Source organism: Microcoleus pseudofavosus SVA1_A4, assembly GCF_036700565.1.
Taxonomy (GTDB): Bacteria; Cyanobacteriota; Cyanobacteriia; order Cyanobacteriales; family Microcoleaceae; genus Microcoleus.
On record NZ_JAUBPE010000012.1, the window covers coordinates 16474 to 41481 of the forward strand.

Consider the following 25008-nt stretch of genomic DNA (forward strand, 5'->3'; position numbering starts at 1 on the left):
ATTAGCGCACGCCACAACTAAAAACTTTCCGCACCTCATACGGCAGAGGTAAATACCAATCCTCAGACAATTTTTCTTCTTTGTCAAGTGCCTCGTCTATGATTTCATCGGCGTCACCATCAATAATAATATCCAGAAATAGCTGCGCGGAGTCAATAAATTCCGAGTCTGCCTCAACTTCAAGGCACAACTTTTTACCGGGGAAGTAATTGCTAATTTTGTCTGGTGCTTCCAACAATATGGGAATCAAAAAGTGATTTTTTTCCAGAAACTCCAATATTTCTGTTTTTCCCCGGAAGCTGTACAATTTTTCCAGGGATTCAATATCGGCAAAAGAAACAGGATGCCGCCCGGTTAAGCTGTCGTGCAGCAGCATTAGGGCTAGGCTGTCAGCATCAACTCCACGGCGTTTCGCTTCTGCCAAAAGCTTTTCGCCGTCTTCAGGAGACAGTTGGATGGTCAGGGTTTGAGAATTGGTTGCAGTTTTCATATAAATTGTATGACCTAACGATTTTTTCCTATTTCCTTTCTATCTTATTCTAACGGTTTGTAAGTCCTGGGATCTTCCAGAATCGGTTTAATGAAACGGCTGTTCGCCCGCACAAAACAATGTCCATGCTTCGCAACAATAGGTAGCCAGGGTTTGCCTTGAATATCGGCGATAATCATTTGATTATTCAAATTTCCGCTCACAGCTCGCAAACGTTCTCCTCGCTGAAAAGTAGTTAAGATTGGCCACTGCGAAACATTGTGTTTGTTTCTTACAAATAACTCATCGGGCGCATTCAAACTGTCTACAGAAACTGAGCGAAATCTCTGAGCCATCCGGCAATTCAACCCTTGAGAATCTGAGTCAACAACCACCCAATTTGCCTGCAAGTTCCCCCGCCGCCTCGCCAGCAGCTCAGTATAATCTCCTTGCCTGTCAGCAACAGGTACAGCTAAGGCTAAATTAGTCCCCATTCCTAAAATCCCAGCAACTGCCAGAGAGACAATTTTAATTTCTGCTTTCATTGCTACAAAAAATCCTTGAATTCGAGCTCATTACAATTTTATAGCGGCTGCCACCTCCCCGTCACTCTGGCATCCCACCTCCGACAGTTCCCCCATCCACTAAAGAATGTGTTATAAATATTGAGATTCATTAAGAAATATTGCTCAAATGCTCCTTTCCCCCTCTGGCACCAGCAAACTCAAAGAATCTTTAAAAGAAAAAGTATTCTTCGGGAATGAGCCAACCCCCGAGCTCATAGCCATCTTACTGATTTACTTCGTCCAAGGCATTCTCGGACTAGCTCGCTTAGCCGTCAGCTTCTTTCTCAAAGACGAACTGGGCATGAGTCCGGCAGAAGTCTCGGCAATGCTGGGAGTCGTCGCCCTGCCTTGGATTATCAAGCCTTTATTCGGCTTCATGTCCGACGGGTTGCCAATATTCGGCTACCGCAGACGCCCTTACATCGTGCTCTCCGGGCTGCTGGGAACGTCAGCATGGGTGGGGCTCGCAACAATTGTACACACGCCCCTAGCCGCTACAGGGGCGATCGCCCTGAGTTCCCTCTCCCTCGCCGTCAGCGACGTAATCGCCGACTCCCTGGTAGTCGAAAGGGCCAGAAAAGAATCCGTTACCGACGCCGGTTCCCTGCAATCCTTGTCTTGGGGCGCTTCAGCCCTCGGCGGACTAATTACCGCCTACCTCAGCGGTTTCCTGCTGCAACACTTCAGCACCCACACCATATTTTTAATCACCGCATCTTTCCCGCTAATTGTATCAGCAACAGCTTGGTTGATTACCGAAGAAAAAACCAACAAAATAACCGACTTTGAAAGTGTCAAAGACCAATTAAAAAAACTGCGGCAAGCTGTTACCCAAAAATCAATTTGGCTGCCCACCGCCTTTCTATTCCTGTTACAAGCGACCCCAAGTTCAGACTCGGCCTTCTTCTTTTTCACCACCAACGAATTAGGCTTTCAACCAGAATTTCTCGGCCGAGTGCGTCTCGTTACCAGCATTGCCGCCCTCCTGGGCGTCTGGCTGTTTCAGCGCTTCCTCAAAACAGTTCCATTTCGAGTAATTTTTGGCTGGTCAACGGTCATGGCGACTGTTTTGGGCATGACTACTTTATTATTAGTAACTCATGCGAACCGAGCTTTAGGAATTGACGATCGATGGTTCAGCATCGGAGACAGCCTGATCCTGACAGTAATCGGACAAATTGCTTATATGCCGGTGCTGATACTCTCCGCCCGCTTGTGTCCCCCAGGCGTCGAAGCAACTTTATTTGCGCTGCTGATGTCAATCATAAATTTAGCAGGACTTTTGTCCCACGAAGGCGGTGCACTTTTGACCCACTTGCTAGGAATTACCGATCGCAATTTCGATAACCTCTGGCTGCTAGTTGTCATCACAAACCTCTCCACACTTCTGCCCCTACCGTTCTTACATTGGCTGCCCGCCGAGAGTACAGAAAGCGGCGATCCAAACTCTCAAAAGTCTCTTCCCGTATTAGAACCCGAACTGGGCAGTTCCAAACCAGGCGGACAGCATTTCATGCCCGAATACTTTCCCGACTTAGTACCGACAGTAAGGTCACAAAACCGCACCGCAGATAGCAAATAAAGGCAGGCATACACGGATTTTGACACTGATACACGGCTGAATTTAACTGTGTTTCCCAATTCTTCGACTTTCACCCTCTCTGCGCCCTCTGCGTTCTCTGCGGTTAAAAAATTCGCTCCCGTAACACCAATGCCAAACTTACAACTTTCCGCACCTCAAACAGCCGCCCCAAACCCATCATACGATCGCACAGACTGGCAGCGCGGCTACGAATCCCAACCCAACGAATCCGATTACTGGATTGACGACATAGAAGGCGAAATCCCCCCCGGCTTGCAAGGCACATTCTTTCGCAACGGGCCCGGATTATTGGATGTCAACGGCCAGCGCATCCACCACCCGTTTGACGGTGACGGGATGGTTTGTGCGATCGCAATTTCCGAAGGTCGCGCCCATTTCCGCAACCGATTCATACACACAGAAGGCTATCTCGCCGAACAAAAAGCCGGAAAAATTCTCCACCGAGGCGTTTTCGGCACACAGAAACCGGGGGGCTGGCTAGCCAACATCTTTGATGTCAAAATCAAAAACATTGCCAACACCAACATCATTTATTGGGGCGACAAACTGCTAGCACTTTGGGAAGCAGCACAGCCCTACAGACTCGACCCACTAACCCTAGAAACACTCGGCTTAGATACCCTAGACGGCATCTTGGAACCCGGTGAAGCCTTCGCCGCCCACCCCAGAATTGAAAAAGGGAAAAACGGTAAAGGAGACAGATTAGTCAACTTTTCCGTCAAGCCCGGTTTGTCGAGTACAATTACCATTTACGAATTCGACGAAAGCGGCAAACTTTTGCAGCGTCACGCCCATGCAATACCGGGTTTTGCCTTCTTGCACGATATGGTAATTACCCCGAATTACTGCATATTTTTCCAAAATCCCGTCTCCTTCAATCCCCTGCTTTTCTTGTTAGGATTTCGGAGTGCAGCCCAGTGCATTCAATTTTCGCCAAACCGCCCGACGCAAGCAATTTTAATTCCCCGCAACGGCACTGACGAGGTGAAGATATTAGAAACCGAACCTTGTTTTGTCTTCCACCACTGCAACGCATGGGAAGAAGCAGGCGAAGTTTTTGTTGACTCAGTTTGTTACGAATCATTTCCAAATGTAGAGCATGACGGCGATTTTCTGGAGATTGATTTTAACAGCGTTCCAGCGGGCGAATTGTGGCGCTTTAAGTTAAATTTGCAAGACAAAACCGTGCAGCATCAAGTTGTTGAAACTCGGTGCTGCGAGTTTCCAACTTTGCATCCTAATAATGTCGGACAACCTTACCGATATCTTTATATCGGTGCTGCGGATTCTCCCACGGGAAATGCTCCTTTGCAAGCTATCCTCAAAATTGACTTCGTGACTGGTGAAAGGCAAATTTGGAGTGCGGCACCGCGCGGTTTTGCGGGGGAACCGGTGTTTGTTCTCCGTCCCGATGCTGTTGCGGAGGATGACGGCTGGCTGCTGGTTTTAATGTATGATGCAGCTAATCATCGATCGACCTTAGTGATTTTAGATGCTCGCGACATCACCAAAGGGCCCCTAGCGCGCTTGCATTTAAAACAGCACATTCCCTACGGTTTGCACGGCAGCTTTACACCAAATGTACTGCTTCCTTAATCTCTTAAGGGGCGGGCAGAATGTCCACCCCACACAACATAATGCTTATTGGGGAACAGGCCGGAAAGCCTGTTCATCAAAAAAGTGCAAAATATAAGGTGAAACTAACTCCTGATATCAATTCCGGTTGCACTCAGACATGATATCAACTCCGGTTAAATCGGAATCATACAGTAGTGCGAGCGTCTCGCTCGCGATCCATTTCGTTCGCTATGGACGCTCGTACTGACCATCCAAATATATAATTCCGATGCAACCGGAAATGACATGAGATGGAGGAAACGGCACTGCCGTGTCCCTACCCCGATTAATTGTAGGGAAACGGCACTGCCGTGTCCTGACTGTGGGTAACATTAATTCCGATGCTACCGGATTCGATCTGACTCCTGAATTCTTCTCTATCTAATAGTCATAATAAATGCAAACTGTCAACAAATTTAATCTCAAAAAAATACTTATTTTAATTTGCAGCCTCGCCGTAATTTTTGCAATTATCTTATCTATTTACTCTCACAATGCTAATGCCCAAGAGCCTTACAGACCGTCTCCCGATACGGCTGTAGCCCCCAAAGGCTTGGTTGAGGTCAAAATGGCGGTAATTGGAGTCGATCCCATTAAAAATGAATTAGAATCCCGCTTGCAGTTTGAACTCAAAGGTATCTATAAAAAAGGGCCAACTTACCCAGCTCAAGACTTGTTAATGACAGTTAACGGCGCAAATGTACAGGATTCGGAGATTACCTTTAAAGAAGGCAAACCGATGATTGTCCCTGCATTAAAATTTAACTTAGTCAAAGGAAAAATTAACAATTACCCGTTTGACAGGCACATTGCTAAAGTAGCTATTTCCATCGACCCGCTGCCTTCGATTGGTAAAAAGTTTGCTCCCTTTGAACTGAATCCCGTACCGCTGGAATTTAAGTTTAATGCCGATGTTCCCGGTTTCGACATCAGTTATAAACCTATGGAAGAGAATTCCTCTATCTTTATTTATATTGATGTTTCTGCAACTCGCTCAATCCCGGTGAAATTCTTTGCCTTAGTGATTATTGTGATCATGTGGGTACTGTCAACTATGGCACTTTTGCTAGCATTAAAAGTGATGCAATCTGGGAAGTTGCCGGAAGTGGGAATGCTGAGTTGGACTGCTGTGATGCTGTTTGCTTTTCCCGCTATTCGCAATGCTCAACCGGGGGTGCCGCCGGTGGGCACTGCCAGCGATTTCCTTTCGTTTTTTTGGACGGAAATTATAGTTGTGGTGGCGTTGGTGATTATCGGTAGCTGTTGGTTGAAGCGGTATCATCCCCCAAGTGAATGATTTGAGATTTGAAGAATTTACCCCAGAGATAAATCAGGGGGCTTGTACCCTGGATACTTTCAATTAACCGTCAACAGCCAACAGCCAATAGTCAACACTTAACTAAATTCAAAGATTTAAGTTTTGACTTCCAAATTCTCAATATCCTTTGCGGGTACGCCCAAACCGCGCAAGATAGTAAAAGCAATAATTCGATATCCCGACGGATTGGGATGAACTCCATCTGCCGCTAACAAATTCAAAGTTTTACCCGCGTGCTTTTGATACGTGCCGATAACTTCCCGAAAAGGTGCATTTAAATCGATAAATAAGCACTGATTCTGCAACGCAATTTCTCGCATCGCGGCAATATAGTCTTGCAACCGGCGATTTTCTGGGCAGTCGAGAATTTCGCCGATCGGAGTAGGAGAAAGCAGTACAACTCGAATTCCTGCGGCTTTTGCCGCCAGAACCATTTGAGTTATTTTCTCTCGATATTGTGCCAGTGGTACTCCGGTGGGCAACTGGCCTTGCGGATAAAACCGCAGGTTTTGGAAGTCGAAGAAAGCGTGCCAAACGTCGTTTACTCCGACATTAATCATCACTAAATCTGGCTTTTGGTCGATCGCATCTTTCTGGAAGCGCGCTTGCATATCAGTCGCCTTGTTACCGGAGATCCCGGCGTTAACGATTTCGATTTTCCGATCGGGATAAAGGGCATTCAGATAGCGTTGCAGCAGCCAAACGTAACCTCCGGGGTATTTTCCTGCCTCGGTGATGCTGTCGCCCACTGTCACAATTTTGCGCCGGCCGGCGAGCACGTTTTGGATTTCTGGCGGCGGCGTTGCTTCGGATACGGATTCTTTAAACACTGGAATTAAAGAGTTAGGAATGTTGAAAGCAATAATAGCAGCAATTACGGCTAAGGCAAGTCTGATTAAAACTTGCCTCAGCCGGGACTTGGGACGGGGCGATCGCGCATTTGGAGACATAAGGAAGAAGGAAGAATAAAAAAGAGCCTATTTGATGCGTGTCCTCACTTTAATCCTAGATTTTAGCCTGAGTCTTCTGAGAGTGAGCCATCAATTTCGCTCTAGTTGCAAACAATCCTGGACTTCGGCGTGAGACGTTCGGCCAGATCGGTCGATTTGCGATCGGTCGAATGCTGAGAAATGACGCTTATTACAGGTTTGAGCGTTTAGTATTGCAGGTCGCTACATATCCCTGCTAGTTGGTTTAAACTTTTGCACAAAATTCATCCACTGCTGAACCTTAGAACCGGTGATGTCTAAAATCGGAATAGAATAGACATTTGATTCAGGAGGGCCGCCCTCGGTATCTTTGGCAATGCTTGTGCGTTCTGGCTTACCTAAGCCGTAGGTTGAAGCCATTTCGCTAGCTAAACTACAGGGAATTCTAAAGTTTCCCATGCGAATACTTCCATTACCTGCTGAATAAACCCATTCATAACCGGAAACGCCTCTAAACTGCTGGCACAAAAAATGGGAAGTTTCAAACATTTTGGCAAGATGAACATCGTAGAAACGAAGCTTGCCACCGTAAGCCGGTTGAGTTGTATCTCGATTGGGTGCAGTAAGTTGCATGAGGACAAAGCCTCCCCTAGCTTCTGTCCCACCATACCGAATGCTCAGCGGCACCTGGGTGCTATTTTGAGCCAGGATGATGTTAACCTTTTGAGTAAATTTAGCGCTGTCAGCCTCAGCAATTGTTTCGCTACCCAAATAAGTAGGAGCAGAAAAAGCGAGGTTTGCAGGCAGTAATATAACCGCACAGGCTATTAGTTTTGCCAAATTGTGGCGCTCTGCTTTTTTGGCGATCGCGTATGTTTTTCTTAGCACAGTGCGATAAGATGACCCTCCAGCAGCACAACCATATTATAATTACCCTCCTCAATAAATTTCGTTTTTGCGCTCAGTTATCGCGCGATCGCTCAAAATTAAAAATGTAAAATTAAAATTGTACCGCTCGATAACTGAGCGCAATGGTCAGCGAAGCCGATGCCGCCAGCGCCGCAGCCGTCCGAACATGATTCCAGAACGTCCATTCGGTAAGGTATCGAACCCATAGGCCCGCACCGTCAGTGCTGCTTGGCTCGACAGTCGCCAGCGCATCATTTAGCGGCACATTGAACGCGATCGTCACTCCTACAGTACCCACAAGATAGAGCAGGCTGCCAACGAGCAAATAGGCGGCACCGGGTTGGTGCCACTTTAACAGCGAGGAGATAGCCAGAAAGATGCAAGCAGCAGCCGTTGCGAATAGCGCCGTCATAAATAACGGATTAATCGCCGTTATATTGATGGCTTGCATGGCGGCAATACCCTGTGCTGGTTGGAGTCTGGCAAGGGCTTTCATCACAAACGTCGAGAAGGCGAAGAAGACTCCAGCCATCAGCCCGCAGCCTAGTGCCGAGAAAAGCTTCAATGTGAAAAGCGAGTAGTCAACCATTGCCATAAAACCTCCTGCGAATTACTGTCCAATGCCTTGTTAGTGCATTGTGTCATTGCATTTTTAACCTTGATATTGAGCCGAGAAACTTGACGTAAAGTGGACTGGGTGGAAAGCAAACCGCAAATAAAAGTTAAGTTCTCAACCACTATCATGCTCTTATTAAGAGCTAAAGACAATCTAGCAGAGACTTAAGGACTAAATCACTTACAAAATAAAAAATGTGGCTGATTTTGATTGTCAATGCTATACTACTTCGCAGTAGCTAAAAGCTTAGGGATTCCAACACTTCCTGCTTGACCAAAAGCAAGTGTTACTATTCAAACTTAGCACTCACAGACAACGTAACCTCCGGGGTATTTCCCGGGTTCGGTGATGCTGTCGCCCAGTATCACAATTTTGCGCCGGCCGGCGAGCACCTTCTGGATTTCTGGTGGCGGCGTTGCTTGGGATGCGGATTCTTTAAACACGGGAATTAAGGAGTGAGGAATGTTGAAGGCGATAACAGCAGCAGCAATTACGGCTAAGGCAAGTTTGATTAAAACTTGCCTCAGCCGGGGTTTGGGACGGGGCGATCGCGCATTTGCAGATATTATGCACTTTTTTACTAAAAGTCTAACTATTTATTTCGGCAATAATCATATCCATTTTTGGGGTTTTTGTCACTTATTTGAATAAGTCTGTCCTGGACAAACAAAAAGTAGGTTTTTACGCAAAATCAGAGGTGATGAGCGTTAACGCAGAAACCTGGCTGTTGACCCCGCCTGCGTAAGTTCTACACGTGAAATTACTTATGTTTTTATCGCCATCATCTCTACGTGTAATTCCAATCACAAAAAAGCTCGCAAAATATCACATACTTTTTGCTACTTACAGCACAACTTTAGGAGGAAAGCGCGGTTTACAATGATCTGGATAAGTTCAGAAAACAATTTTTCAGCCGAGGTTAAATCAATGGTAGCAAATTCAAATTTTTTATATCCTCAAAATCGCTATTACGGTGAAGTCAAGCCAGAGAATTTGGTATTTAATGCGAATTTACAAGAGTTTTCTCAGCGGGTGGGTTACATCAGTTCCTTGACATCTAACGGTAAAATCACTGTGGAACAGGCTTTTAGTCAGATCCAAACACTTTGGGAACAGGTGGAAAAGTCGAAAACGCAGTTGGGAATCGGCGAAAATCCATTTTCAGCTTGAATAATTAGCGGTTGGCTTTGACGTTGATTTACGGTGATTGATGCCGATCGATAAATCCACAGCTTAAGATGAAAAAGTTGCTAGTGGCGATCGACCTTTTTGCCTATGAGTTCCGACCTAGTTCCTCTCCTTCCCAAAGTATCCGTCGGCCGCCGCGCCGCAGCCCTCTGCATCGACGGAATCGCAGTTTGGCTGCCCAGTTTGCTTCTGGGCACTAATGCGATCGTCCAAACCATATTTTTTGTCCTGCTGTGGCTGATAATGCGCGTAGCCATCGTCAGGAAAAATAAAGGTCAAAGTCTCGGGCGCTGGGCTTTGGACATGAAAATTGCCGATACCCGATTCCAACGGACTCCCGGAGTGCAAGAACTGTGCAAGCGCGAGGCATTGCTGGGCATTTGCGCCGCCTTAGCCTTCGCAGGTATAGCTGGGATCACATCTACCAACGCCGCCGTCTTGCTGCTGATACTGCCCCTGGCGATCGACTGTAGCGTTGCCCTCACCTCCGCAGAAAGGTTCCCTCAAGCTTTCCACGATCGACTCGGCGGGACGATCGTCGTCGGAACCCGCCGCGGCTACTCCCTCGACATCAAAGTTAGAAGATTGCTTGACCAAGTGCAGAGCAATGTGAGAAGATAATAAATTGTGTTTAAATTAGTCGAAATTTATTTAGAATTATGGCTAAAGGCGTCCGCATCATAATTACTCTAGAGTGTACTGAGTGCCGTACAAACGTAAGCAAACGCTCAAAAGGCGTGTCTCGGTACACCACCACCAAGAACCGTCGCAACACGACGGCGCGGCTGGAACTCAAAAAGTTCTGCCCCCACTGCAACCAGCACACTGCCCACAAAGAGATCAAGTAGTGATTAGTCATTAGTCCTTAGTCATCAGTCATCAGTTGTTGGCAACAGAATATTGACCCACAAAAAGCAGATAACTAACCAATGCTTTCCTGACGGCTAGCAACTAACGGCTAATAACTAAAAACTCAAAACTAACAGTCAACAGTCAACAGTCAACAGTCAACAAACAACAAACCATGACTTACTTCCGCCGGCGCGTTTCGCCCATCAAACCAGGAGACCCGATCGACTACAAAGATGTCGATTTGCTCAAAAAATACGTCACAGAACGCGGTAAAATTTTGCCCCGCCGGATTACCGGTTTGACGGCAAAACAGCAGCGAGACCTGACCAGAAGCATCAAAAGAGCAAGAATTGTAGCTTTGATGCCCTTCGTAAACCAAGAAGGTTAACAGGATTTTGGATTTTGGATTTTAGATTTTGGACTGGGAATTAAGACTTGCGCGAAAACAACGTATTTCTGTCATTAAGAAGGCAGCAAAAAGGCAGCGAAATAATCGCGAACTAGGGTGGAGAGTCGCTGCGGCGCAAGTCTTAATCAAAAGTCAAAAGTTAAAAATAAGGAATAAAAAAAACAATTTTTTAGATTTTAACTTTCACAATTGACCCGAAAAATTGCCAACATCCAAAATCTAAAATCGCAAGCTCGAAACTCGATAAGTAGCAACTGTAAAAATCCAAAATCTCAAATATAAAGCGGGCAAGTGGAGAAGGGAACGTTAATAGAATTTAGAGTGCACGGCGACCGCCGTCTGGCCGTGGCCGATCGCCCCGATGGCAAGAAAAACTGGATCGTGGTAGACGAAAACGGTCAACCGCACAGCATACCGCCCAAACAAATCAGCTACGAAGCAGTCGGAGAAACTTACAAACCCTCCGACATTCCCAAATTTCTCAAAGAAGTAGAAGCCTACTCAGATCCGTCGAGTTTGGAAGTAGCTTGGGAACTCCTAGTCGGCGACGGAGAAACGACAGATCCCGAATCCCTGGCAATGCTGTTATTTTCCGAGAGTAGTGCGGCCCAGTGTTACGCGGCTTACTGTTTGCTATCAACAGATAAATTGTATTTCAAACAAAAGGGCGATCGCTACGAACCGCGATCGGCGACCCAAGTAGCCGAAATCAAACACCAGCAAGAAGTAGAACAGCAGCGACACCAAGAATCCCAAGGATTTTGGGAGCGAGTCAAACAGCGGCTGGCAGGGGAAAATGTAGATTGGGAAAATAGCGACAGAACTCGCCTCGACGCCCTAGAACGCTTTGCCCTTCTCGGAGAAGAAGCAACGCACCGCACCCCGGCCTTAGAAACTTTAGCCAGCTTACAACGGTCCGAAAACCCCGAAGCAGCATTTGGGCTCCTAGTCGATCTCGGCCTGTGGAGTAGCCACGAAAACCTGTTTTTGCGGCGCAGCCAAATTCCCCTACAATTCTCCGCAAAGGTATTAGAAGTGGCCCAACGCTGCCTAGAAAATCCCCCAACCGACTCGGACACAAATCGTCTCGATTTAACTCACCTCAAGGTTTACACGATCGACGACGAAAGCACCACCGAAATCGACGACGGCCTCAGCTTAGAATTCCTCGAAAACGGCCAGCAGCGACTCTGGATACACATCGCCGATCCCACCCGCTTGCTATCCCCCGGAGACGAACTCGACCTCGAAGCCAGAAAGCGCACCACTACGGTTTATCTGCCCACGGGAATGATCCCCATGTTTCCCCCAGCTTTGGCAACCGGGCCGATGAGTTTAATTCAAGGCAAAGAGTGCAGCGCGCTCAGCTTCAGCGTCACCTTAGACGAAATCGGCGCGGCTCAAGATTACAGCATCCACATCAGCACCATAAAACCCACTTACCGCTTAACTTACGATGACGTAGACGAAATGCTGGAGTTGGGAATCGAAGCAGAACCGGAAATAGGCGCGATCGCCTCTGCGGCAAAACTGCGGCAAAAATGGCGGGAAGCCCAAGGCGCAATCAGCATTTTCATGCCCGAATCCGTCATCAAAGTCAACGGCGACGACATCAAAATTCACGTCATCGACGACTCCACAGCGCGACTGCTAGTAGCCGAAATGATGATTTTAGCCGGCGAACTAGCCGCCCGCTACGGTCAAGCTCACAGCCTGCCCATACCCTACCGCTATCAGCCACAGCCCGAACTCCCTCCCGATGAAGAACTGCTGGCCGTGCCCGCAGGCCCAGCCCGCGCTTGCGCCGTGCGCCGCTGTATGCCCCGCAGCGAAATGGGGCTGACCCCCGGACGCCACGCCGGCTTGGGTTTGGAATCATACACTCAAGTTACTTCCCCGATCCGCCGCTATACCGACTTGCTGACTCACTTCCAAATCAAAGCCCACCTGCGGGGCGAACCCCTACCTTTTACGGCCCAAGAAATACAGGACATTGTGATGTGTCTGGGCACCGCAGTTAAAGAAGCATCCACCGTCGAACGCCAAACTAACCGTTATTGGGGATTGGAATATTTGCGGCGCAACCCCGATGAAGTTTGGGAAGCTTTAATGCTGCGCTGGCTGAGGGAAGACAGCAATCTCGGATTGATTTTATTGGAAGATTTGGGTTTAGAATTGGCAATGCGATTTGGTCGATCGGTCGAAATAGGCGATCGGCTAGAAGTCAAAGTCACCCACTGCGATCCGCGATCGGATGTCATCAACTTCCAAGAAATGATTTTTGAAGTGGCACAATAGGATTTGAGATTTGAGATTTGAGATTTGAGATTGCGAACATTTTAGTGACAGAACTGATATCAAATCCGGTAGCATCGGAATTAATGTTACCCACAGTCAGGACACCGCGAGTGCCTAAGTCCCTACAATTAATCGGGGTAGGGAAACGGCACTGCCGTGTCCGACCTGTCATGTTGCTCGTGCAACCGGAATTGATATGACGCGCCTGCGACTAGAAACTTGGTTTATTTAGTCCTTCAGGACTTACGTAGAACCTCTATATTGCAGGTTTGCAATGCGCACCTTACCGCTGTCCTTTTACCTAAGTCCTGATACAGTAGGAAATCACTAAAAATTTCCAACTTTTACCCCAGCCTAGTAATTTCAAATCTCAAATCTCAAATTTAAAATCGCAAAATGCCCAATTCAATTAACCAAGTTCAGCCGCCGCTGGAATTCATACCCCCAGCCTATAACCCCCTAGTCGTGCAGGGCTGCCAACAAATACTCCCCTGCTGGCTGCGATTTCGGACGAATATCAGCCACATTCAAGCCGAAAACGTCGAAACCCTCGCCGAACTATTCCACCAATTTCAAAATCAGAAAGTTCGCTTCTTGCTGGCCTTCCGCCACCCCAACTCAGACGATCCCTACTGTTTGGGACAATTGGTTTGGAAACTCGTTCCGCAAGCTGCGCGGGCAAAAGGCATTCCCCTACAATTCCCCGTACATTCGCACTTTATCTACGATCGCGGCATTCCCCTCTGGGCTGGTGCCGGCGTCGGCTGGTTGTATTCCCACCTCGGCGGCACTCCGATTGTTCGCGGTAAAATCGATCGCGCCGGATTGCGATCGGCCCGCAATTTATTTGCCAACAGCCAATTCCCGATCGCCGCCGCCCCAGAAGGCGCTACCAACGGTCACAATGAAATAGTTAGCCCCCTCGAACCGGGAATTGCTCAAATGAGCTTCTGGTGCGTTGAAGATTTGCTAAAAGCCGGACGCACTGAAAAAGTTTTAATTGTGCCGATCGGCATTCAATACCGCTATGTCAACCCACCTTGGCAACCCCTAGAAAAACTTTTAACTCAATTAGAAATTGATTGCGGACTGCCACCCTTAGATCGCACCGAGAGCGCCAACTTAGAGACCGCCAATCCCGATTCCGAAAACCCTAATCACAAATTCCAATATCTGCGCCTTATCCGACTGGGCGGTCATTTGCTAGCAGTGATGGAAGAGTTTTACAGCCGTTTTTATCATAAAACATTACAGCCACAAACATCTATTTTAACATCGTTCTCGCTCCCAGAAAAAACTGCAAACGATTCGGGCAATGAAGTAATGATCGCTCGACTGAAAGCACTGTTAGACGTGGCTTTGCAAGTAGCAGAAGAGTATTTCAACTTAAAGCCCAAAGGCAGTTTAATAGACCGCTGCCGCCGTCTGGAACAAGCAGGCTGGGACTATATTTATCGAGAAGATATCAAAGATATTGCAGCACTTTGTCCCTTAGAAAGAGGATTAGCCGATCGCCTCGCTGAAGAAGCAAGTCTTCGGATGTGGCACATGAGACTTGTAGAAAGTTTCGTGTCCGTCACGGGCAGGTACGTCGAAGAAAAGCTGACAGCAGAACGTTTGGCAGAAACAACTTTACTGCTGTGGGACGTACTGGCTCGCATCAAAGGGGGAAATCCTTTCGGCCGCCCCAAGTTGGGCAAACAGCAAGTACAAATGACCGTGGGCGAACCGATATCAGTGGGCGATCGCTGGGAGGGATATCAAAAGGGCCGCAGGTTAGCAGTTGCCGAACTCACTCAAGACTTGCAATCAGCTTTAGAAGCAATGATTAAATCTTAATTAGTCAGATAAGCAAGAGGTTCAGGGGAAGAAGGAAGAGGTTCGAGGGAAGAAAGAATATATATTTTTCTTCCCTACGTTTTTCTGTGGTGAATTGTAAACTGATTGTTATAGACTTTTGGAATAGGTCTAATGAACCGCCAAGGCTAGCTCGACAATGAACCAATAAAAATTACCGATGACTAACAAACCTATCGATTTGTCTACTCACTCAATTAAGGTAAAACTGCTCAATCATTTAGCGCAGGAATTACTCACCCCGCTCACTTCTGTCATCGGCATGGCAAGCGTGTTGAGCCAAGAAATTTACGGCCCCTTAACGAGCAAGCAAAAAGAATATATCGACGTAATCCAAGACAGCAGCCGGTCTTTGCGAGCGCTAGTTGAAGAAATTTTGGAACTGGCAGAACTAGATGATTCCGCTTTCACCTTGAAGCGAACCGCAGTCGATATAGAAACTTTGTGCCAGCAGGTTGTGACAATCCTGTCGCCGGCGGCAAGCAGACAAGAGCAAGAAATTAACTTGTCGATGGGGCCCGGGCCGCGCATCTGGTTGGCCGATAAGGATAAAGTTCAGCAAATGCTCCACCACTTAATTTTTAGCATTATTCAATCTGCTGGGGCAGGCAGTGTGATTAGAGTCCACGTTTCTCGCAAAGAAGACGGTATCAACATCGGAGTTTGGGTTTTTCATCCTTGGTTGGGAGAAAGTTTGCCCCATGCTAAACTCTACTCCGACTACTTGTTGAAGGTCGGAGCGGGTAGCGATTCGCGATCGAACTCCGAAACCTGCTCCCTCGGACTAGAACCGCAACTCCCGACACAGACACAGGGTTCCCAGCGATTAACGCTGGCGTTTTCTGAATTGGCGTCTTTGGTAGCCGAGAATGCCGCAGATACCGCACCGGTGTTAGCTGGTTACGGGGCCAGGGAACGCTTGGGGCTGCTGCTTTGCTGCCAATTGGTGGAAATTCAAGGCGGCCAACTCTCGATTCAAGGCACCCCGGAATCTGGATATCGCTACGTGCTCTGGCTTCCTTGTACCAATGCTACGGAGTTGTTGGAAGGATGAAGTCTGTTGACAGTTGACAGTTGACAGTTGACAGTTGACAGTTGACAGTTGACAGTTGACAGTTGTTAATTGTTGGTAGTTGGTTGTTAAGGGATGAAGTTAGTTGACTGTTGTTAGTTGTTAGTTGTTTTATAATAAAATAACTAATAACCAATTCCCAATAACCAATAATAACCAATTCCCAATAACCAATAATAACTAATAACCAATTCCCAATAACCAATAACCAATGCCCAATGCCCGATGCCCAATGCCCGATTACTAAGTACAAATCTAAAATTGAAATGAATTCAGTTTGGCAACAGTTAACTCTGGCAAATTTGCCGCTCTCTCAGTGGCAAAGTGGCAGTTATTTATTAAATTTGGCGATCGGCAATGCGCGCAGTTGGCGGCAGAGTAGCTGGCTGATGCAGTGGGCAGAACCCTTGGGTTTTGTTTTGCTGGCCTTGACGTTCGGTTTGGGGCCGTTTGTGAACAATGCCTTGGTGGGGGTGTTGATGGCGGCTGGCGCTGCATTTTGGGTGCTGCTGACTGTTTCGGACGATCGCGCGATCGCCCTAACACCGATTCACTTGCTGGTACTGCTCTACTGGGGGATCGCCACCGTCGCCACCGCAATGTCGCCTGTGAAAGCCGCCGCTTTTACAGGTTGGAGCAAGCTAACGCTGTATTTGCTGTTTTTTGCGCTGATGGCGCGGATATTGCGAGATTCCCGTTTGCGCTCCGGGTTAATTGCCGTATATTTGAACGTCGCTCTAGTTGTCAGTTTCTACGGCGTGCGGCAGTGGATTGATAAAGTGCCGCCATTAGCTACTTGGAACGATCCGACTTCTACTCAAGCCGATGTCACGCGAGTTTACAGCTTTTTGGGCAATCCAAACTTGCTGGGTTCCTATTTGCTGCCGGCAATTGCATTGAGCGCCGCCGCACTTTTTGTGTGGAAAGGATTGGGAACAAAACTTTTAGCGCTGACGATGCTGGTGGTAAATTTAGCGTGTTTGCGCTACACCGACAGCCGGGGTGCTTGGATCGGTTTTGTGGCTCTGCTTGTGGTGTTTTTAGTGCTGCTTTGGTACTGGTACAGCCCTTTGATGCCTCGGTTCTGGCGGACTTGGGCGCTGCCGTTAGGGTTGGGAAGTTTGGCTGGGGCGTTAATTTTGGGAGTGGCTTTGGTGGAGCCTTTGCGCGAACGAGTTTCGAGTATGTTTATCGGCCGCGGCGACAGCAGCAACAATTTTCGGATTAATGTTTGGACGGCGGTGATTGACATGATTCGCGATCGGCCTATTCTCGGAATTGGGCCCGGAAACACTGCGTTTAATAAAGTTTATCCGCTTTATATGAAGCCGAAATTCACTGCTTTGAGCGCTTATTCCGTGCTGCTGGAAATTGCTGTTGAAACCGGTTTTATCGGTTTAATGTGTTTTTTGTGGCTGATGACTGTTACCGTCAATCAAGGTTTGTTGCAGATAAAAAGATTGCGCGACGCGCAATTTAACAGCTCTAACTCGCAGGAAGAATCCCCAAATCTTAAATCGAATCAGGCGTTTTGGTTGATTGGGGCGATCGCAACTTTAGCCGGCATGATGGCCCACGGTTTTTTCGATACCGTTTGGTACCGGCCGGAAGTTAATATGCTTTGGTGGTTGATGGTGGCGATTATTGCTAGTTTTTATAGAAACTCGCAGCACCAGCAAGATTCAGCTTTGACGGAGGGCGAGTAGAGAGAACTGCTGGCGGGGTTTTCTCCCCGCCCGGTGCGGATGCGAGCAAGAGGGATGCTGTCAATGGCGAAGCGAGACTAATTCCTGCCAAGAAAAAACGACTCCTTTAGGAGTAATATCAAATCCGCGCTTCATCGTCGGGCGTAAAATCGAGTCAACAGTCAACACTCAACTCTCATTCAGTTTTTCGACTGACAGTTAACAGTCAACAATCAACAATCATGTCGCTCGTGCAACCGGAAGTGATATAACAATACTCCGGACAGTTTTTAAAGAGGGAGGCGATCGCAATACAGCAGAGAAGTGAAAAAAGTGAGTGCAATCTGAACCAAAAATAAACAGAAAAAAAGGCACTCTTTTCGGTTAAGCTATAAAAACACACAAGCTCAACAGATTGCATACATGAAGATTATTGAATCCATCTTACAACAAATGCCGGGGATTAGTCAACCCCAAAAGAAGTTTTTAATCACTTTATTTTCAACTATTTTGCTGGCAAGAAGGCAAGGTCAACTTCACGAATCTCAGTCGTTATAGCTGTTTGAGTGAAAAAACCTACCGTCGTCACTTTCTCAAAAACTTTAACTTTCCACAATTTAATCAATATTTTCTCAAAGAAGCTTTAAACCCTGACCACACAATTATTGCTGTTATTGATTGTTCTTTTTTAAGCAAAAGCGGCAAACAAACTGATGGCAAGGCTTATTTTTATAATGGTGTAGCTGGTAAATCGTCACAGGGGTTGGAAATTTCTGTAATTTCTATTGTCGAAATTGAGACTCGTTTATCTTATAGCTTAAGCGTACAACAAACTCCGTCACGCCCTCAAATAAAGCCCGTGAAAAAAATGCCCAAAAACCCGAAGAATAACCGCTCAAAAAAATCTCGAAAAAACCCGGACTCTCAAAGCTCAAAGCCTGACATCACAAGAGTTGATGACTATGCACAACATTTGAAGAATACTCGTTATTTTTTCCCCACTTCTGTACGTTATTTGGTGGCTGATGGCTATTACTATCGCTCTAAATTCTGGGATGCTGTGCGGGACTTAAATTTAGACTTTATTGGCAAGTTAAGAAGTGATGCCGTCCCTACGCTATCTCTATACAGGTGAACAAAAGAAGCTGGGAGCTCCACGTAAATATGATCGCACAGGTTGACTGCCATGATTTGAGTCGTCTTAATTTTGTTAAAGACCTAAAACCCGGAGTTTCATTATATACATTGATTGTGTGGAGTTGTTGTTTAAATTGCCCAATTTGTTTGGTTTGTATCTCTGAGGTTCAAGCCAACGGCAAAATCAAAAATGCTTTATTGTTTAGCACTGATATTCACCTACCACCTGAGCAAATTCTTGAATATTATCAGGCTCGTTTCCAGATTGAATTTATTTTTCGTGATGCTAAGCAATTTACGGGATTGTCTGATTGTCAAGCTCGTCATTTACCACGGCTTGATTTTCATTTTAATGCCAGTCTTATTGCCTTAAACTTAGCTAAACATGAACTCTCTAGTTGTCATTCATCTGCCAAGTCGTTTGTGTTTTCTATGGCCTCTTATAAACGTCTGGAATTCAATAAGCATCTACTTTCTACCTTTATTGATAAGTTAGATTTAGACCCGGATTTGATTTTAAATCACCCTAACCTTCCTTCAGTCTTGTCTTATGGTACTTTAGCTGCTTAAAAACTGTCCGGAGTATTGATATAAGTCCTACCAGAAATAGCCCCGCTGAAACCATCCGCTTTCGCAGCACTTTAAACCCTTATCAAGCAAGGATTCCAGCCATTATTTTCCAAATACCGTTCCTCCGAGCCCTACGAATACTCAGTTAGCCAGGGCATTAGAGTCACTACTGCTTTGGGCAACTGGAATTTCAATCCTGAATTCAGCCCCTTGACCGGGTTCAGAAAAGCATTGGAGGGAGCCACCATGTTTAGCAACTACAATTTGATAGCTAATTGACAGTCCTAATCCAGTTCCTTGACCAATAGGTTTTGTGGTGAAGAAGGGGTCAAACAACTGTTGTCTAACCTGTTGCGTCATCCCAGAACCGTTGTCTTGAATTTGAATCACCACTCTTTTAGAATGACTAGACTGAGTATCGTCAGTCAATAACCTAGTCCGAATTGTAATGCAACTGGGATTATTGAGTGCGTCTTTCGCAGAACGCTGAGCGTTGTAGTTATCTAAAGCATCAAGCGCGTTTGCCAGAATATTCATAAATACCTGGTTCAACTGGCCTGCATAGCACTCTACCGTTGGTAAATCGCCGTATTCTTTGATAACTTCAATGGCAGGAAGATCGGGTTTTGCTTTTAGCCGATTTTGCAAAATCATGAGTGTGCTGTCAATTCCCTCATGGATGTCCACAGGCTTCATTTCTGCTTCATCCAGTCGCGAGAAGTTTCGCAGCGATAGGACAATTTGACGAATGCGATCGGCTCCTACTTTCATTGAACTCAGTATCTTGGGCAAATCTTCGATCGTGAAGTCCAAGTCGATTTCTGTAATCTTCTCCTCAATTTGGCGGTTGGTCGCTGGATAGGTCTGTTGATAAAGCTCCACTAACTCCACTAAATGCCGCGTATACTCAGCAGTGTGGATCAGATTGCCGTAGATGAAGTTCACTGGATTGTTGATTTCATGGGCAACTCCAGCCACCAGTTGCCCCAACCCTGACATTTTCTCAGTTTGAATTAATTGGGTTTGCGTGCGTTGCAGTTGCTGTAGGGTGGCAGAGAGATGTTGATTTTTCTCGTGCAATTCCTGAGTTCGCCGATCCACTCGCTGTTCCAGCGTGTGGTTTGCTTTCTCCAGTTGCGCTTTTGCCACGGCAAGCTTGTTGTATAGCATTGCATTTTGCAGCGAGATCGCTGCCTGCGCCGTGAGCAACCGCAGAACTTCTAGACGGCTGCGGGTGAAAGCGGCGGTCGTCAAATTATTTTCTAGATACACCATGCCAATCAGCTTGCCACGATTGCAGATTGGCATACACAGCACGCTTTTGGGCTGTTGTTGAATCATGTAGGGATCGGTGGCAAAGGTCGTTTCCAGTCGGGCATCATCCAGCAGTAGAGGCTCGGCAGTGCGGGAGACATAGTTGACAACGGAGTGGGGAATGTCGCGACTCGATCGCAGGGGTCGCGAGCGCAACCCAAACGCCGAATTTTCACCGAGTTCGGGGCGTTGGGTCGCCACTTCTAACGGAGTTTCGATCTCGGCATTGGTCGAGGTTTGGGCCGCAATCACCCAATTTTTCTCATTTCGCAGCAGCAGTACACATTTTTCGGCTCCGGCATTTTCAATCACTACCTGCATCAACGTTGCCAGCAACTTCTCCAACTCAATTTCTCCGGCCAGCGCATGAGATGCTTTGATCGCCGTTGCTAAATCTAGAGTTTCGGAAATGGTGGAACCGCTGCGTCCCGCCCCGGCGGTGGTGGAGCGGACGCCCCGGATGGGAGAGCTTGCGTCCGAGCCCTGCACGATCGGAGCCAAAAGTTGCGGATAGCGCTGTTCCAGGTCATCTAGCTTTGCCTTCGCGCCCCAGCGTTCGTAGGCATAATAGGCATTCGTCAGGTAAACCTGAGCGATCGCTTCTTTGCCCCAGTCCAGATAGAATCGAGCCGCAAGTTCGTTGGCGAGGGCTTCTTCTTGCGTGTATTCGTTGGCTTTGGCGGCCGCGATCGCGCGATCGTAGCGATCGAGCGCGACCGCCGTTTGACCCAACACCCGACACCGTTCCGCTGCCACCAACTCAAATTTATGCAGATAATTCATGGGCGCATGATTTGCCCTGGTTTGCATTTTTTGCTGGTTCTCAGTCACTCGTTGCAGCAATTGGGCCTGTTCAAACGGTGTAGCAGTAGGATAGGCAGCCAGCGCCGCGAGCGAATCATAAAACTCAAAGACCGGAATCGTGGCGTATCCGGTGCCTGCGGCTAGATACTGTCTGGCTTGAGTGGCAGTTGCGATCGCCAAAGACAGATCCCCAAACAGGTAGCAGAGAATTAGTTTATGAACGTAGAAATAGTGAAGTCCTGTAAATTCATTTGCAGCAATTAGCTGAGGCAATAATTCTTCCTCGTTGAATGCTTGACCAGTCATAACACAAGCATTCTGGGCCTTGCCCAGTAAGTTAAGAACCGCTTGATGATAAATCCGGCAGTAGTTAAGGGTGGTAGTTTGTTGGAAATTCTCCAGGACAAGACTGTAAGCCTGCATATCTTCTTCTAGCCGAGGCAGTTCCCGCCCCAGGAAATAGGAATACTGACAAATATCTTTCGCATTGAAGCCGACGTAGTAGATATTTCCCGTGTCGAGCGCAATTTGATAGCCTTCCAACATCAACTGCACAGCATTCTGGAGATGAGATTTCAGATAGATGATGAAGGCACCCACAACATACAAAACCGTGGGCTTGATGGCGTTGATATTCAACTTGGCATTCAACCCTAACGCCAATTTGCCCACCCGATCGGCCGCTTCAACGTCTTGCAAAATCCCGTTTAGAAGAATTCCGTAGCAGGCATAGCAGAACGCAGAAAATGGCGCATTGCCATACTGAATCGAGGCTTTCACCTGCGACAAAATGAGCAGCGGAAACAGATTCGGGGCAGCAATGTAAACAGCGGGAGCCACACTGGCCACAATTTGAACAACTGCCAGTTTGTCTGCGGCCGTCATAATTGGCAAATCGATTAGTTCTTCTGGATGGCGCCCGTCCAGCAGAACAGCCGTTTCTTGCAGAGCCGCCTGAATATCAGCCGGGGTTGGCTCCTCTGGAAACACGAGACCGAACTGTGCCATCGCTTCCCGAGCGATCGCTGCCAGCACATTATTTTGGGCTGTATAGGCCTGAATTTTGATGTCGTAAATGCCGACCCGATCGAGCAAAGTCTTGGCTTGCCGCATCACGGCTTGGGCCAGTTGCTCCATCTGCTCGTAGGCTCCGCAGAGGTGCGTCGCTTCAGTCGCTGACTCGTGCAGGGACAGGGTTAACGCATACTGACGGTGCCAGCAGTCCGATCGCAGCAAGCGGATTCCCCCGGTCAAATACTCAATAGCAGCTTTGTGTGCGGTGCCAGCGAGGGCTTTTCGTCCTGCGATCAGGTTGAGTTGAGCGAGTTGCTCCCGCTCATCATGCGAACGCATCAACTCGATACCGATATTCAGGTGATTGACAATCTCAAAAACGTTGGCTTCTCGCTCGGCTTCTGGCGCATTGTTCAACAGCCGTTGCCCGATTTTGAGATGAGTCGCCTGTTTGTCATCGTCTGGAATCAAGGAGTAGGCGGCTTGTTGGACGCGATCGTGAAGAAACTTGTAGGAGACGATCGGTTTTTCCTGGTGGCTAGGGATGGGTGCATTTTCTGCCACAAATGTCGAACGATCTGCCTGGAATAATTTGTACCCCTCGCCGCCCAAAGGCAAAATCAGTCCTGCTTTGAGGGCTTGCCACAAAGCAGCCACCGTCTTTGTGGGAGATTGCTCATACACGATCGCCAGCGTTTCCAGGTCAAACTGGTTGCCAATACAAGCCGCCAGTTTCAGGACATTTTGGGTTTCCAGCGACAACTTGTGCAATTGCCGGGCCACAAATTCCACCACATCCTCAATCAGGCTCAGAGCGCGGATTGGGGCGATGTCATAGTGCCAACCGCCCATCGAGGCGTCAAATACAATCAGTCCATCGGCATGAAGCGATTTGAGAAATTGATTGCTGAAGAAAGGATTCCCCTGGGTCTTTTGATGCACTAACCTTGTCAGGGAAATTGCTTGCTCTGGTGAGGTATTTAGAGTATCGGCAATCAAGTAATTCAGGTGGGTGGGTGTCAAGGGAGCCAGAGCAATTTTATTGACCGTGACCCATGCCTGCCGCAGTTCTTCGATCGCCTGCATTAGCGGATGCACCAGCGTTACTTCGTTATCCCGATACGCACCCACCACCAGCAAATAGTGGGTTTTTGGTTCGCTCATCAGCAGTTGCATCAGCTTCAGCGAGGCGGAGTCTGCCCATTGCAGGTCATCCAGAAAAATCACCAGAGGATGCTTTTGCGTTGTGAAAACCTGGATGAACTTTTGGAACAACCAATTAAAGCGATTTTGGGCTGCACTGGCGGATAGTTGCGGCGCAGGAGGCTGTTGACCGATGATTCGTTCGAGTTCTGGAATTACCTCCACGATCGCCTGGCTATTCTCGCCCAGTGCAGCCAGAATCTTGCTCTTCCAGAGATCGATCTGGGCATCGATCTCGGTCAGCAGTTGTCCCATCAAGTCGCGGAACGCCTGCACCAACGCCGAGAAGGGGATATTGCGTTGGAATTGATCGAACTTGCCTTTGATGAAGTACCCGCGTTGGCGCACGATCGGCTTGTGCACTTCGTTGACGACGGCCGTTTTGCCCACGCCGGAACAGCCCGCCACCAGCATCAGTTCGGTGGCTCCCTGCTGCACCCGCTCAAAGGCTGCCAGCAGCATGGTCACTTCCGCCTCCCTACCGTACAGTTTTTCAGGAATCACGAAGCGATCGCAAATATCCCGGTGTCCCAGCTTAAACGGCACTATTGTGCCCGTTGCTTTCCATTGATGCAAACAGGTTTCCAGGTCGTACTTCAGTCCCCAGGCGCTCTGATAGCGGTCTTCGGCATTCTTCGCCATCAGTTTGCTCACCACCTCCGACAGGATCGGTGGCACGGCAGGATTCAGGTTGTGGACGGCGGGGGGTTGTTTGGCGATGTGGCAATGTACCAGTTCGATCGGATCGTTTGATTGAAACGGCAACTGCCCAGTCAGCAATTCGTAGAAGGTGATGCCGAGTGAATAGAAATCGGTGCGGTAGTCAATGCCCCGGTTCATCCGCCCGGTTTCTTCTGGGGATAAATACGCCAGCGTGCCTTCAAGCACTGAAGGACTGGTCAAGAATTGCGTTTCTCTCGGCAGCAGGGAAGCGATGCTAAAGTCAATCAGCTTAATCTGCTTGGTGGTGGGATGAATCAGAATATTGGCAGGCTTGATATCTTTATGAATAATGCGATGACGGTAGAGATTGTTGAGCGATTGGGCAAGGGCGATCGCAATCTGCAAAAATTCGGTGAGAAACTGTGGCTGGCAGCGAGGATCGTTAGGAAGTAAGGTACTCACTTCAGACTGCTGACCCCAAAGCGCTGCATACTCTTCGAGCGAAATGCCTCCGAAGTCCTCCATAATCAGAGCAAGCTGATTTTGGTAGCTCTCCAGACTATAGGAACGGACAACATCAGGCAGGTTCAGAGTTTGGACGATCGCATATTGGTTCTTGAACTGCGCTAATTCAACCAGGCTCGGATAAGGCGTTTTCAGAATTTCGATCGCAACGGGGGTGCGATCGCACTCTCGCCAGCCCCGGTAAACCAGCGTTCTGGAACTGGTGTAGATCGTTTCACGAATTTGATAGCCTGGAATGCCGATCGAGCTTTTTAGCATAAACCCTGTTCAAGACAATGGATTCAGTCTAGCCACAATCAAGGTTACTTTCACACTACACTCATATTTTTTCAGCAAAAACCGATCTAATAAATACGGCACAAGCCCTTTGTAACTAGAAACGTAATACTA

General features: G+C 47.7%; 21 protein-coding genes. 14 read left to right on the plus strand and 7 right to left on the minus strand.

What is annotated here, in order from left to right; translation table 11 throughout:
* Nucleotide 1: 1 nt before the first annotated feature.
* Entirely contained in the window at nt 2-490 is a 489-nt protein-coding gene (locus tag QUA02_RS07465; RefSeq protein ID WP_333026417.1) for a hypothetical protein, read from the minus strand.
* A gap of 44 nt (nt 491-534) precedes the next feature.
* Nucleotides 535-1014, minus strand: a complete 480-nt coding sequence (locus QUA02_RS07470; RefSeq protein WP_333026418.1) for a hypothetical protein — start codon at nt 1012-1014, stop codon at nt 535-537.
* 148 nt (nt 1015-1162) lie between these two features.
* Here QUA02_RS07470 and QUA02_RS07475 point away from each other — a divergent pair, with 148 nt between their 5' ends.
* The 3 genes from QUA02_RS07475 (at nt 1163) to QUA02_RS07485 (ending at nt 5552) form a co-directional block, all read left to right on the plus strand.
* Nucleotides 1163-2617 carry a folate/biopterin family MFS transporter gene (locus QUA02_RS07475; protein WP_333026420.1) on the plus strand — a complete coding sequence of 485 codons (1455 nt, stop codon included), beginning with the start codon at nt 1163-1165 and terminating at the stop codon, nt 2615-2617.
* 129 nt (nt 2618-2746) lie between these two features.
* The gene (locus QUA02_RS07480) at nt 2747-4234 is read left to right on the plus strand and encodes a carotenoid oxygenase family protein (protein WP_333026421.1); all 1488 of its coding nucleotides are present in this window, start codon (nt 2747-2749) and stop codon (nt 4232-4234) included.
* Nucleotides 4235-4652: 418 nt separating this feature from the next.
* Entirely contained in the window at nt 4653-5552 is a 900-nt protein-coding gene (locus QUA02_RS07485) for a DUF8686 domain-containing protein (protein WP_333026423.1), read from the plus strand.
* 116 nt (nt 5553-5668) lie between these two features.
* Here QUA02_RS07485 and QUA02_RS07490 read toward each other — a convergent pair whose 3' ends face one another.
* From QUA02_RS07490 to QUA02_RS07505, 4 genes are all read right to left on the minus strand, one after another.
* Nucleotides 5669-6523 (minus strand): SGNH/GDSL hydrolase family protein, encoded by an 855-nt coding sequence (locus tag QUA02_RS07490; RefSeq protein ID WP_333026424.1) that lies wholly within the window; start codon nt 6521-6523, stop codon nt 5669-5671.
* 222 nt (nt 6524-6745) lie between these two features.
* Complete coding sequence (locus QUA02_RS07495) at nt 6746-7390, minus strand: hypothetical protein (RefSeq protein WP_333026425.1); 645 nt, start codon at nt 7388-7390, stop codon at nt 6746-6748.
* Nucleotides 7391-7502: 112 nt separating this feature from the next.
* Nucleotides 7503-8006, minus strand: a complete 504-nt coding sequence (locus QUA02_RS07500) for an anthrone oxygenase family protein (RefSeq protein WP_333026427.1) — start codon at nt 8004-8006, stop codon at nt 7503-7505.
* Nucleotides 8007-8326: 320 nt separating this feature from the next.
* Entirely contained in the window at nt 8327-8470 is a 144-nt protein-coding gene (locus QUA02_RS07505) for a hypothetical protein (protein WP_333026428.1), read from the minus strand.
* A gap of 19 nt (nt 8471-8489) precedes the next feature.
* On the opposite strand from QUA02_RS07505, the gene QUA02_RS07510 reads away from it, so the two are divergent.
* The 11 genes from QUA02_RS07510 (at nt 8490) to QUA02_RS07560 (ending at nt 19095) form a co-directional block, all read left to right on the plus strand.
* A complete protein-coding gene (locus QUA02_RS07510) occupies nt 8490-8678 on the plus strand; it encodes a hypothetical protein (protein WP_333026429.1) in 189 nt (62 codons plus the stop codon).
* A 276-nt stretch (nt 8679-8954) separates the two neighbouring features.
* Nucleotides 8955-9197, plus strand: a complete 243-nt coding sequence (locus QUA02_RS07515; protein WP_333026431.1) for a DUF7219 family protein — start codon at nt 8955-8957, stop codon at nt 9195-9197.
* Nucleotides 9198-9302: 105 nt separating this feature from the next.
* Nucleotides 9303-9836, plus strand: a complete 534-nt coding sequence (locus QUA02_RS07520; RefSeq protein ID WP_333026432.1) for an RDD family protein — start codon at nt 9303-9305, stop codon at nt 9834-9836.
* A gap of 38 nt (nt 9837-9874) precedes the next feature.
* A complete protein-coding gene (gene rpmG / locus QUA02_RS07525) occupies nt 9875-10063 on the plus strand; it encodes a 50S ribosomal protein L33 (protein WP_190658616.1) in 189 nt (62 codons plus the stop codon).
* A 176-nt stretch (nt 10064-10239) separates the two neighbouring features.
* Nucleotides 10240-10455, plus strand: a complete 216-nt coding sequence (rpsR, locus tag QUA02_RS07530; protein WP_006631377.1) for a 30S ribosomal protein S18 — start codon at nt 10240-10242, stop codon at nt 10453-10455.
* Nucleotides 10456-10767: 312 nt separating this feature from the next.
* Nucleotides 10768-12774, plus strand: a complete 2007-nt coding sequence (locus QUA02_RS07535) for a ribonuclease catalytic domain-containing protein (RefSeq protein ID WP_333026433.1) — start codon at nt 10768-10770, stop codon at nt 12772-12774.
* Between the two features lie 396 nt (nt 12775-13170).
* Entirely contained in the window at nt 13171-14613 is a 1443-nt protein-coding gene (locus QUA02_RS07540; protein WP_333026434.1) for a 1-acyl-sn-glycerol-3-phosphate acyltransferase, read from the plus strand.
* Nucleotides 14614-14791: 178 nt separating this feature from the next.
* Nucleotides 14792-15685 (plus strand): sensor histidine kinase, encoded by an 894-nt coding sequence (locus QUA02_RS07545; RefSeq protein WP_333026435.1) that lies wholly within the window; start codon nt 14792-14794, stop codon nt 15683-15685.
* Between the two features lie 284 nt (nt 15686-15969).
* On the plus strand, nt 15970-17409 hold the full coding sequence (locus tag QUA02_RS07550; protein WP_333026525.1) for an IctB family putative bicarbonate transporter: 1440 nt from the start codon (nt 15970-15972) through the stop codon (nt 17407-17409).
* 541 nt (nt 17410-17950) lie between these two features.
* Nucleotides 17951-18523: a transposase gene (locus QUA02_RS07555; RefSeq protein WP_333026437.1), complete on the plus strand. Its 573-nt coding sequence runs from the start codon at nt 17951-17953 to the stop codon at nt 18521-18523.
* Complete coding sequence (locus QUA02_RS07560) at nt 18520-19095, plus strand: transposase (RefSeq protein ID WP_333026438.1); 576 nt, start codon at nt 18520-18522, stop codon at nt 19093-19095. Before QUA02_RS07555 ends, QUA02_RS07560 begins: the two co-directional genes overlap by 4 nt.
* Nucleotides 19096-19236: 141 nt before the next feature.
* Here the strand turns inward: QUA02_RS07560 and QUA02_RS07565 are convergent, their stop codons facing one another.
* The gene (locus QUA02_RS07565; RefSeq protein ID WP_333026439.1) at nt 19237-24876 is read right to left on the minus strand and encodes an ATP-binding sensor histidine kinase; all 5640 of its coding nucleotides are present in this window, start codon (nt 24874-24876) and stop codon (nt 19237-19239) included.
* Nucleotides 24877-25008: the final 132 nt, after the last annotated feature.